This window comes from Nocardia sp. NPDC059691 (assembly GCF_042733915.1).
Classification (GTDB): domain Bacteria; phylum Actinomycetota; class Actinomycetes; order Mycobacteriales; family Mycobacteriaceae; genus Nocardia; species Nocardia sichangensis.
On sequence record NZ_JBHWFB010000019.1, the window covers coordinates 143,802 to 154,012 of the forward strand.

At 69.7% G+C, this 10,211-nt stretch carries 10 protein-coding genes and 1 pseudogene; 3 read left to right on the plus strand and 8 right to left on the minus strand.

Annotated features, from left to right (window positions below; genetic code table 11):
- Positions 1 to 45 precede the first annotated feature (45 nt).
- Positions 46 to 1,047 carry a helix-turn-helix domain-containing protein gene (locus ACFV2O_RS33035; RefSeq protein WP_379255532.1) on the plus strand — a complete coding sequence of 334 codons (1,002 nt, stop codon included), beginning with the start codon at positions 46 to 48 and terminating at the stop codon, positions 1,045 to 1,047.
- Here the strand turns inward: ACFV2O_RS33035 and ACFV2O_RS33040 are convergent.
- Positions 1,012 to 1,890, minus strand: a complete 879-nt coding sequence (locus tag ACFV2O_RS33040; protein ID WP_379255533.1) for a sigma-70 family RNA polymerase sigma factor — start codon at positions 1,888 to 1,890, stop codon at positions 1,012 to 1,014. The two genes, ACFV2O_RS33035 and ACFV2O_RS33040, sit on opposite strands and share 36 nt — an antisense overlap.
- Positions 1,891 to 1,995: 105 nt before the next feature.
- Between ACFV2O_RS33040 and ACFV2O_RS33045 the strand changes: the two genes are divergently transcribed.
- Positions 1,996 to 2,343 (plus strand): DoxX family protein, encoded by a 348-nt coding sequence (locus ACFV2O_RS33045; protein WP_379255535.1) that lies wholly within the window; start codon positions 1,996 to 1,998, stop codon positions 2,341 to 2,343.
- Between the two features lie 13 nt (positions 2,344 to 2,356).
- Here ACFV2O_RS33045 and ACFV2O_RS33050 read toward each other — a convergent pair whose 3' ends face one another.
- The 7 genes from ACFV2O_RS33050 to ACFV2O_RS33080 all read right to left on the minus strand — a co-directional run bounded on the left by ACFV2O_RS33050 (position 2,357) and on the right by ACFV2O_RS33080 (position 9,673).
- On the minus strand, positions 2,357 to 3,943 hold the full coding sequence (locus ACFV2O_RS33050) for a GMC family oxidoreductase (protein WP_379255537.1): 1,587 nt from the start codon (positions 3,941 to 3,943) through the stop codon (positions 2,357 to 2,359).
- A 105-nt stretch (positions 3,944 to 4,048) separates the two neighbouring features.
- Positions 4,049 to 4,627, minus strand: a complete 579-nt coding sequence (locus tag ACFV2O_RS33055; RefSeq protein WP_039797950.1) for a TetR/AcrR family transcriptional regulator — start codon at positions 4,625 to 4,627, stop codon at positions 4,049 to 4,051.
- 33 nt (positions 4,628 to 4,660) lie between these two features.
- Positions 4,661 to 6,130, minus strand: a complete 1,470-nt coding sequence (locus tag ACFV2O_RS33060; RefSeq protein WP_379255538.1) for an FAD-dependent oxidoreductase — start codon at positions 6,128 to 6,130, stop codon at positions 4,661 to 4,663.
- A 14-nt stretch (positions 6,131 to 6,144) separates the two neighbouring features.
- Positions 6,145 to 6,549: a carboxymuconolactone decarboxylase family protein gene (locus ACFV2O_RS33065; protein ID WP_379255540.1), complete on the minus strand. Its 405-nt coding sequence runs from the start codon at positions 6,547 to 6,549 to the stop codon at positions 6,145 to 6,147.
- The gene (locus tag ACFV2O_RS33070) at positions 6,546 to 7,424 is read right to left on the minus strand and encodes an NAD(P)-dependent oxidoreductase (protein ID WP_379255541.1); all 879 of its coding nucleotides are present in this window, start codon (positions 7,422 to 7,424) and stop codon (positions 6,546 to 6,548) included. The genes ACFV2O_RS33065 and ACFV2O_RS33070 overlap by 4 nt, the downstream gene beginning before the upstream one ends.
- Positions 7,421 to 8,173: an SDR family oxidoreductase gene (locus tag ACFV2O_RS33075; RefSeq protein ID WP_355078351.1), complete on the minus strand. Its 753-nt coding sequence runs from the start codon at positions 8,171 to 8,173 to the stop codon at positions 7,421 to 7,423. Before ACFV2O_RS33075 ends, ACFV2O_RS33070 begins: the two co-directional genes overlap by 4 nt.
- 33 nt (positions 8,174 to 8,206) lie before the next feature.
- Positions 8,207 to 9,673, minus strand: coding sequence for an aldehyde dehydrogenase (locus ACFV2O_RS33080; RefSeq protein WP_379255543.1), 1,467 nt, complete (start codon positions 9,671 to 9,673; stop codon positions 8,207 to 8,209).
- A gap of 297 nt (positions 9,674 to 9,970) precedes the next feature.
- On the opposite strand from ACFV2O_RS33080, the pseudogene ACFV2O_RS33085 reads away from it, so the two are divergent.
- Positions 9,971 to 10,211: pseudogene (locus tag ACFV2O_RS33085) on the plus strand (cytochrome P450); the annotation flags it as partial.

Genomic DNA, 10,211 nt, shown 5'->3' on the forward strand with positions numbered 1-10,211 from the left:
CGGCACTACGATATGCGGTGGATCCAGCGGCGATAGGTTCTCACCATGAAGTGCTACGGCGTGACCGCCAACGACGCCCAATCGTGGACAGCGATCGCCAACGGTTTCGTTCCGATGGACTACCGGTACGGCGATCCCGAACGGTGGTACTCGGGCATGACGGTGCAGGAATCGACCGCCTACCGGTTGTTGCGCTGGGAGCAGCGCGGAACGAGTACCTCCTATCGCACCCGGACCAACATCCGCCACGGTCCGTGCGACGACTTCTATTGGGTGGTCATCCCCGAACGGGGCGTGTACTCGGTGCGCTATCGCGGCGAGGAGACGCGGGCGCGGGCGGATCAGGCCGCGGTGACCGCACTCGACGACCTGTGCCAGATCCATATCCCGCTCTTGTCCGCCTTCGCCATCCAGCTGCCCCGGGCCGAACTCGATCATCGCGCGGGACCGCTCGCCGAACGCGGCATGACGATCGACCTGAACTCCGGACTCGGCCGGATCACCCAGGCCATGATCCGCAGCACCCACGCCGAGCAGTCGAACCTCTCCGACCACGAGTTCAACGCGGTTTGTGACCGGATCGCCGAATTGCTGAGCCTGATCTCGCTCGGCGAAACCCATCCGCAGCGCGGTCATCACGCTCAAGTCGTCGCGCAGATCCGGCAGTACGTGCGCGCCAACGTCGGCCGGGACGACGTCCGCCTGCCCGCGGTGGCGCACGCGCTGGGCTGGTCGCCCCGGCAATTGCGCTCGGTGCTGCAGCAGGTCGGCACCACCTATCGCGACGTGCGGCGGGAGGAGGCCCTGCGCGCCGCGCGCGATCTGCTGGACGATCCCACCCGGGAGGATCCCATCCGCGAGTTGGCGATTCGCGCCGGATTCACCCCGGCGTGGTTCTCCGCGGCGTTCAAGGCCCGTTTCGGCGAGACGCCGCGAGAATTCCGGCGGCGCCGAGCGGCGGAGCGCGCCGAGCCGGATGCGGCCGGTGCGCTGAAACGAGGCGGATCGAAATCAGCAGGGCAACAGGCTGATCGGGAGCCCGCGTAGCCGGGACGGATCGGCGGTCACCCGGTATCCGGCCACCCGGTCGCCGTGCACCGTGACGGTGAGCGCCAGCAGCAGCCTGCCGCGCGGGGCGACGACGATACCCGGGTGACCTTCCACCAGCGCGAGCGCCGCCACCTGCGAACGCCTCTGCAGCAGCACGGTTTCCGCGGCGACCGACCCCGCGCCGCGCACGGTCGTGGCCACTCCGGCGGGGAGCGCGGCGGCGTCGGCCGTCCGGACCACGTCGGGCGCCAGGACGGACAACAGCCTGTCGAGATCGCCGCTGCGCGCCGCGCGCAGGAACGCCTCGACGACATGCCGCTGCGCGGCGAGCTCCGGGCCCGCCGTGACATCCACGCCCCGCACGCGCTGCCTGGCTCGGCTGGCCAGCTTCTTGGCGGTCGGCGCGGTGCGGCCGACGATCGGCCCGATCTCGTCGAACGGCACCGCGAACAGGTCGTGCAGGACGAACGCGACCCGCTCGTCGGGGCCGAGCCGGTCCAGCACCACCAGCAACGCCCGGCCGACCGACTCGATCAGGACCGCCTCGCGCTCCGGCTCGTTCTCCTCGGCGCCGCTGTCGAGCCGCGGCGGGTGGTCGAGCGGTTCCTCGCGCCGCGCCGCCCTGCCACGCAGCATGTCCAGGCAGATCCGGGACACGACGGTGGTGAGCCAGCCCGGGAGGTTGCGCACGTCCTCGACGTCGTGGCGGGCCAGCCGCAACCAGGTCTCCTGCACCGCGTCGTCGGCCTCGCTCGGTGAGCCGAGCATGCGGTAAGCGACCGCGTGCAGATGGTCGCGCTGCACCTCGAATTCCCGCGCCAAGCCGTCTTCGGTGGGCATCGGTCACCTTTCCGCTCTGTGGTCCGTCATCGGGATGACGGATTCGACAGCTCACAGGTGACCGTCGTCCGGGCCGGGCGCGGCACCTGAGGAAAGGGTATTGACATGGACATCGCCTACGTCGTCGCCACGGTGCTCGCGGCCGCGGCCGCCTTGCTCGCGGCCGGTATCGATGTGGTCCGCGCCGAGTGGGTGCGGACGAACATGCGCGCCTACGGAATCCCGGATTCGTGGCTCACGCCCCTGGCCGTGGTCAAGGCGCTCGGCGGGGCCGGACTGCTGGCCGGTCCGGCGTTTCCGCCGATCGGTGCGGCCGCGGCGGCCGGGTTGGTGCTCTACTTCGTGGGCGCGGTGCTGACCGTGGTTCGGGCGCGGCACTACACACACATCGGATACCCGCTGCCGTATCTCCTGCTGGCCGCCGCCTCGCTCGGACTGTTCGTCGCGTCGTAGGCGAGAAGACCCCCTACCCGGCGAGGATGAACGAAGCCGCCTGCTCGCCGATGAACACCGCCGGTGCGTGCGTGTGCCCGCGGATGATGAGCGGCATCACCGAGGCGTCGGCTACTCGAAGCCCTTGTACGCCACGCACTTCCAGCCGGGGGGTGACGACGCTGGCGGTGTCGGTGCCCATGCGGCAGGTGCCGACCGGGTGGTAGAGCGTGTGCGCGTAGGAGTTGAGCGCCAGCTCGAGCACGGCTTCCGGTTCCGCCGGCGCCTGCGGCGGGTAGATCAGCGGGCCGAGGACCGCTTTCATCGACGGCTCCGCGGCGATGGCGGCGCACACGCGCAGCCCGGCCATGATGGCGGCGCGGTCCGCGCCCCCGGAGTCGGACAGGTAGCGCGGATCGATCAGGGGCTTGGCGGACGGGTCCGCGTCGGACAAGGCGATCCGGCCTCGGCTCTGCGGGCGCAGCAGCACCGTCGCCAGGATCACGCCGTGTTCGGTCGGGTCCTGCAGTCCCTCGTAGTAGAACGGCGCGGGCGCGAAGACCAGCTCCAGGTCGGGGAACTCCAGATCCGTCCTACTGCGGATGAACCCGTACGCCTCGCCGACGTTCGAGGTGAGCATGCCACGATGCCGGATGAAGTAGTCCAGCAGTTGGCGCGGCTTCTCCGCGTCGAACAGCGAATCCTCCGCGACGCCGTAGCCGATGCCCGCGACCAGGTGGTCCTGCAGATTCGCGCCCACCTCCGGCGCGTGGTGACGCACCTCGATGCCGTGGCGGGCCAGTTCGTCGCGGTCGCCGATACCGGAGAGCATCAGCAGTTGCGGGCTGTTGATCGCGCCGCCGCACAGCACGACCTCGCGCCGCGCGGTCACCGTGTGCGCGACACCGCCCTGGCGGTACTCGACGCCGACGGCGCGCGTGCCGTCGAACAGCACCCGGGTGGCGAGCGCTTCGCTGCGGATCGTGAGGTTCGGACGACGCAAGGCGGGCCGCAGATAAGCGTCCGCGGTACTCCACCGACGGCCCCCGCGCTGGGTGACCATGGTCTCGGTGAACCCGTCCGGCTGCGGCCGGTTGGGCGGCTCCACCTGGTAGCCCGCCTCCTGGACCGCGGCGAGGTAGGCGGCGGTGAGGCCGCGCGGGCTGCGCTGGCGGGAGACGTGCAGCGGACCTTCGGTGCCCTCGTCGGGATACTGGGCGTTTTCTACGCGTTCGATGCGCCGGAACTGTTCGACGGCCGCCGCGAAGCCCCACTCCGCGCCCGCCAGCAGCGCCCACTCGTCGTAGTCGGCGCGGAAGCCGCGCACCCACATCATGGCGTTCATCGACGACGAGCCGCCGAACATCTTGCCGCGCGGCCAGTAGATCTCGCGGTTCTTCAGCTCCGGCTGCGGCTGCGTGAGGTAGTCCCAGTCCACCTCGGAGCGGAACAGTTTCGCGAACCCGGCGGGGATGTGGGCGAATTTGTTCTTGTCCGGCGGGCCCGCCTCGAGCAGCGCCACCGTGGTGCCCGGATCGGCGCTGAGCCGATTGGCCACCACCGCGCCCGCCGATCCCGAACCGACGACGACGTAGTCCGCGGAAAGCTCACCAGATTGCACTTTTCCCACTCCGATCTGCACCGACTACGGCAAAGATACGAGCAAGCACGCGCCGTGCGGCCCGGTTTCGGGTAACCGGCTCGAAGTCGTCCGGCATTGTCCGCGCTACCGCAGGATCAACAGCGCGGAGGCCTCGATCCGGTCGGCGATCTCGGAGTACGACCCGTAGCCCATGCCCGCGCGCACCAGCGCGCCCGCGTAGAGCAATTCCAGCGACTCGACCACGTCGGGGTCCGGGTCCGGACCGAGGGCGCGGATGATGCGCTTGCGGATCTCGGCGCCGATGCGTCCGCGCAGATGCTCGACGTCGGGATCACGCCCGAGCAGCGCGCTGGTGACCGCGCCGGAGAGCTCCTGCTCGTCGGCCACCAGCATCGCGATGTTCCGCAGTTCGGCAACCACCCGGACGGTCGGGTCCGGGTCCTCGCTGACCGGCGACGGCGAGGCGACCAGCCGCCGCCAGAAGATCTCGGCGACCAGATGCTCCTTCGACGAGAAGTAGGTGTACGCCGTGGCCGTCCCGACCCCGGCAGCCGCGGCGACCATCCGGATGGTCATGCCCGCGAACCCTTCGCGCGCAAGCACTTCCACCGCTGAGCGGGTCAGCTTGTCGACGGTGTCGGCCTGTTTGCCGGAGAGCCTGCGGCGAGTCGCCTCGAGAATGACGGAATCGGGTTCGGACATGTGTCTGGATCCTACTAGGCGGATTGGAACGGTTCAGTTCTTGGCCGCCGCGATACCGGCCCGGCGGCCGTAGAAGCTGCCGTCGCCCAGCGACGCGCCGCTGACGTAACCGCCCGCGCACAGGCCGGAGGTGCACCGGCCCGCCGCGAACAGCCCCTGGATCGGCTCCCCGGAGACGTGCAGCACCCGGGAATCGAGGTCGGTACGCAGTCCGCCGAGGGTGAAACCAGCCGTGAAACCGCGCATGTCGAACGCCGCCACCGATCCGCGCAGCGGGCGCAGCCATTCCGGCTTCTTTCCCAGCAACGGGTCCTCGCCGTTGGCGGCGTGCAGGTTGTAGCACTCCACCGTGGCCTGCAACGCCTGGCCGGGCAGGCCCATCTCGGCTTCCAGCTCGGCGATGGTTTCCGCCACCCAGGTCGGGGGCTGGCGGAAGAACGGCGTCGAGGTCTCGGTGGTCAGCGCCTCCTCGTAGGACGCCTCGTCGATCACCAGGTACGCCTGGTTGTCCTGCTGGATCAGCGTCGCCTGGCCGATCCGGCCGGGATAGGTGTCCTCCTGGATGTAGCGCTGGCCGCGCCCGTTGACCAGGATGCCGCGCGCCAGCAACTGCGGGTCACCGAAGAAGGCCACCTCGGTCGCGTCCATGTGCGCCAGCTGCGCGCCGAGCGCCTGCGCCAGCCGGATGCCGATGCCGTCGTGTTCCTCGATCGCCGCGGCGGGCCTGCCGATCAGTCGTGGCGCGTAGCCTTCGATCATCTCCTTGTGATAGGCGAAGCTGCCGGTGGCCAGCACGACGCCGCGTTCGGCACGGATGGCGACCGGCTTGCCGTAGCGGCGGGCGAGCACGCCGACCACGCGATCGTCGTCGTCGACGATCAGCCGCGCGATCCGCATGTCGTACTCCGCGCGCACGCCCAGCGCTTCCGCGGTGTCGGCCAGCGGTTTCATGAGCATGTAGCCGCCGCCCTTCTCCCCGGTGCGCTTGTCGGCCATCTGCGGAACATGGCCGCGCGGAGCGGGTCCAGCGATCGCGTTGAAGGGCGCGGCGTTCTCGCCGCCGGAGTACATCAGCCCCTCGTCGTGCGGCGGCTCCCACCCCGGCTCGCCCCAGAACGCCTCGCGGAACGGCACGCCGCAGGACACCAGCCAGTTGAAGTGCTCGACGCTGCCGCGGGTGTAGTCGGCGATCTTCGCCTTGTCCACGCCGGGCCCCAGCGCCGCGAGCAGGAAGGTCTCCATGTTCTCGGGGGTGTCCTCGAAACCGAGGGCCTGTTGCAGCGGTGTGCCGCCGCCGAGGTAGATGAATCCGCCCGCCAGGGCGGCGGCGCCACCCCAGCCGCCGGTGCGCTCCAGGACCAGCACGTCCGCGCCTGCGCGGGCGGCCTCGATGGCGGCGCAGACGCCCGCGATGCCGTATCCGGCGATGACGACGTCGGCGCGGTGGTCCCAGTTCTCGACTCGGCTGGCGCGCAGGGGGCGGATGGTGGTGGCGTCGGACATAATCAACGGATCCTTCACTGCTCGGCGGGCGCGGACTGCGCGCGGGCGGCCTTCTTCTGCTGCGCCACAATCGTGCCCACCAGGATGTCGAGTTTGGTGCCGTTCGGCCAACCTACGTAGTGGCACAGGAACACCGCGATCTCGTGCAGCTGGTCTTCGGTGAGTTCGCCGTTGCGCAGCGCGGCCCCGATCTGGATGCCGGCGGTGTCGATCGCGCCCTGCGCCGCCAGCGCGCCGAGCAGCAGCAGCCTGCGGTCGCGGATGGTGAGCCCGGGCCGCGACCAGATGTCGGCGAAGAGGTGGTCGGCGGTGACGGCGAAGTGGGCGCCGGGGTACTCCTGGAATTCCGTGCCGTAGACCTCGGCCATCTTGGCCAGCCCACGCTGCCGCGCGGAGTCGCCGGAACCGTTGTCGCTCATGAGGATTGCCTTTCCGATACGGAGGTGCCGGTCCCGACGCCGAGGCCGGGGCCGAGCCGGTCGAGTGCGAGTTCGGCCAGCGGCAGCGTGGTGCCGAGCCGTTCGCCCAACTCCAGGGCGAGACCGAGGTCCTTCTCCCCGAGGTCGCGCACGTGCCGCAGGATCGGCAACCAGAAGTCGCCGTCCTGGATCGGGGCGGTGGTGTCGCGCAGCATGATGGCGCCGGGCCCTCCGGTGACCGCGTCGGAGTGCCGTACCACCTTGCCGAGCGCGGTGAGGTCGAGACCGGCCGCCTCGGCCAGCCGTTGCGCCTCGGTGGCCGCGGTGAAGGAGACGAAGTGCAAGAGGTTGCGCGCCAACTTCATGCGCGTGCCCGCGCCGACCGGCCCGGCGTGCACGATCAGGTCGGCGAAGCAGCCGAACGGTTCGCGCACCTGCTCGAACGCCGCCACGCTGCCGCCGACCATGACCGCGAGCGCGCCGCGGGTCGCGCCGGGTGCGCCGCCGCTGATCGGCGCGTCCACCAGTTCGACGCCGCGCTCGCCGCAGACCGCGCCGAGTTCCTCGGCGGTGCGGTCGCTGATCGTTGAGTGCACGGCGACCACGGTGCCCGGTGCTGCGGTCCGCAGCAGGCCCTCCGGTCCGGTGATCACCTCGCGCACCTGGGCGTCGTTCACCACGGTGATCGAGATGACGGTGGCCTGTCGGGCCAGCTCGGCCGCCGAGGCGACAGCCTCCGCTCCAGCCGCGAGGAACGGCTCGACCGCCTCGGGCCGCATATCGCACACCGTCAGCCCGCCCGGCCACTCCAGCAGGCGCTCGGCCATCGGCGCACCCATGTTGCCGAGGCCGAGGAATCCGATGCGGGCGCTCATGATCGCACGATCTGTCCGCCGTCGACGTTGAAGATCTGCCCGGTGACCCAGCTCGCCTCGTCCGACAGCAGGTACAGGCAGGCGCCGACGAGATCCTGCGGAGTGCCCATCCGCTTGAGCGGCAGGCGTTTGACGATGTCGTCGACGATCACGTCCGGGGTGACCGACCTGGTGGCGTCGGTATCGATCGGACCCGGCGCGATGGCGTTGACGCGGATGTTCGATCCGCCCAGCTCGAAGGCCAATTGCTGGGTCAGGCCGTTGACGCCGGTTTTGGCCAGCCCGTAGAAGCTGGAATACAGCCACGCGGCGGTGGAGGACTGGTTGACGATCGATCCGCTGCGGCGTTCGGACATGTGCGGCCAGACGGCGCGGGTCATGACGAGCGCGCCGTCCATGTTCACGCTCATGAACTTCTTGTAGTAGTCCCACGGCACGGTCAGCAGCAGGTTCAGCTTCATCTCGCCGTAGATGGCGGCGTTGTTCACCAGATGGTCGATGGCGCCGAATTCGGCGACGGTGAAATCGGCGAGCGCGGTAGCGGATTCGGGATCGGACACGTCGACCTGCCCGAACACGGCGGTGCCGCCGTCGGCGACGATCTTCTCGACCACCGCCGCGCCGCCTTCGGCGTTCTTGTCGGCGACGACGACGTTCGCGCCTTCGGCGGCCAGCGCCTGCGCGTAGGCGGCGCCGATGCCCTGCGCGGCGCCGGTGACGATGGCGGATCTTCCCGTGAAACGGGCCATGGACTTCAGCTCCTCTGTGTTGTCCCGCGACGGTCAGGCCGCGGTGGCGATGACTTTCGTCTCGAGGTACTCCTCGAAACCGGCGATGCCCATCTCGCGGCCGAGGCCGGATTGCTTGTAGCCGCCGAAGGGGACGTCGGCGGAGTACCAGATGCCGCCGTTGACGCTCAGCGTCCCGGTGCGCACTCCTTCGGTGACGCGCCGGATGCGTTCGGGGTCGTTGCCCCACACCGAACCGGACAGGCCGTAGGGGGAGTCGTTGGCGATGCGGACGGCGTCCTCGTCGCCGTCGTGCGGGATGATCACCAGCACCGGGCCGAAGATCTCCTCGCGGGCGACGGTCGAGCTGTTGGGGACGTCCGCGATCAACGTCGGTTCGACGAAGAAGCCGCGCTCCCGGTCCGGCCGCCCGCCGCCCACCACGATCCGGCCGCCTTCGGCGCGCGCGATGTCGAGGTAGCGTTCGACCCTGGCGCGCTGCCGCTCGGAGATCAGCGGCCCGCAGACCGTGCGCGGGTCGGCGGGATCGCCCGGCTCGATCCCGCCGAGCGTGGCCGCGGCCGCCTGGATCGCTCGGTCGTAGGCGGCGCGTGGCACCAGCAGCCGGGTGGACAGCGCACACCCCTGTCCCGCATGCACGCACACCGAGAACGCCGCCACCGAGCAGGCCGCCGCGATGTCGGCGTCGTCGAGCACGATGAACGCCGACTTGCCGCCCAGTTCGAGGAACGCCTTCTTCAATGTCGTCGCGGCGCCGGTCATCACGGCGCGGCCGGTGGCCGTCGACCCGGTGAAGCTGATCATGTCGACGCGCGGATCCGCGGTGAGCCGGGCGCCGAGCGTGTGGTCCGCGGAGGTCACGATGTTCACCACACCGGCCGGGATGTCGGTCTCCTCGGCGATGATGGCGCCGACCGCCGCCGCGCACCACGGGGTGTCCGGCGCGGGTTTGAGCACGACGGTGTTCCCCGCGGCGAGCGCCGGGCCGAGTTTGGCGAAGTTGATCTGGTGCGGGAAGTTCCAGGGCGTGATCGCCCCGACCACACCGATCGGTTCGCGGCGCAGTACTCGGCGTGTCTTGATGCCCATGGGCGCGGCCACGCCCAGATCGATTTCCCAGGCGTAGGTCTCGGGGAGCCCGGCCGCGTAACCGAGGTCGGCGACCGGGCCTTCCAGTTGCGGGCCGCTCGTGAGCATCCGCGGTGCGCCGACCTCGGCGATCGTGATCTCGCGCAGTTCCTCGACATGGGATTCCAGCGCGGTGCGCAACTGCGCGAGACAGCGCGCCCGGAAGGCGTGATCGCGCGACCAGTCCGTCTCGTCGAACGCGGTGCGCGCGGCGTCGACGGCCGCGTCGAGGTCGGCCGCGTTCGCGTCGGCGGCGAGGCCGAGGACCTCCTCGGTTGCGGGGTTCACCGTCGCGAAGACACCGTCGGCGCCCTCGACCAGCTTGCCGCCGATCAGCAGGCGGGACCCGTCGGCGGGCAGAAGGCTGCTCATGGATTACTCCGATACTGTCTGGACACGTGTACGGAATATAGTCTTGGAACGTGATCGGTGGCAATAACAGGTTCTAACTCTGCCATTCTCGCCGAGATCTGGGCGTCAGGTGATCCGACCTGTATCGACTCCCGTCGGTGTTTCGCTCCCAAGCGGAGAAGTGGGCTCTGATCGGATGATTGTCGAGATCGAGTACGCGGTGGTAGTGTCCAGACACATGTCCAGCTATCTGTCTTCGTTTGGGCCGCCATGCGGTGCCGCGTTGCGGAACGTGTTATCGGTTTGGGAGTGTGGGCGATGACGGCTGTGGTGGGGCCGCTGGTGTTCGACCCGTATGACTACGGGTTTCACGACGATCCGTATCCGGTGTATCGGCGGTTGCGGGAAGAAGCGCCGCTGTACCACAACCCGGGTCTGGGGTTTTGGGCGTTGTCGCGGCATGGGGATGTGGTGGGGGCGTTCCGCGACAGTGTGCGGTTGTCGAGTGCGAATGGAGTGTCGCTGGATCCGGCCGCGTGGGGTCCGCACGCGCATCGGA

Excerpts from the sequence above, each read along its gene's own strand:
- ACFV2O_RS33035 (WP_379255532.1), top strand. The coding sequence starts at position 46 with ATGAAGTGCTACGGCGTGACCGCCAACGACGCCCAATCGTGGACAGCG.
- ACFV2O_RS33040 (WP_379255533.1), bottom strand. The coding sequence starts at position 1,890 with ATGCCCACCGAAGACGGCTTGGCGCGGGAATTCGAGGTGCAGCGCGAC.
- ACFV2O_RS33045 (WP_379255535.1), top strand. The coding sequence starts at position 1,996 with ATGGACATCGCCTACGTCGTCGCCACGGTGCTCGCGGCCGCGGCCGCC.
- ACFV2O_RS33055 (WP_039797950.1), bottom strand. The coding sequence starts at position 4,627 with ATGTCCGAACCCGATTCCGTCATTCTCGAGGCGACTCGCCGCAGGCTC.
- ACFV2O_RS33060 (WP_379255538.1), bottom strand. The coding sequence starts at position 6,130 with ATGTCCGACGCCACCACCATCCGCCCCCTGCGCGCCAGCCGAGTCGAG.
- ACFV2O_RS33065 (WP_379255540.1), bottom strand. The coding sequence starts at position 6,549 with ATGAGCGACAACGGTTCCGGCGACTCCGCGCGGCAGCGTGGGCTGGCC.
- ACFV2O_RS33070 (WP_379255541.1), bottom strand. The coding sequence starts at position 7,424 with ATGAGCGCCCGCATCGGATTCCTCGGCCTCGGCAACATGGGTGCGCCG.
- ACFV2O_RS33075 (WP_355078351.1), bottom strand. The coding sequence starts at position 8,173 with ATGGCCCGTTTCACGGGAAGATCCGCCATCGTCACCGGCGCCGCGCAG.
- ACFV2O_RS33080 (WP_379255543.1), bottom strand. The coding sequence starts at position 9,673 with ATGAGCAGCCTTCTGCCCGCCGACGGGTCCCGCCTGCTGATCGGCGGC.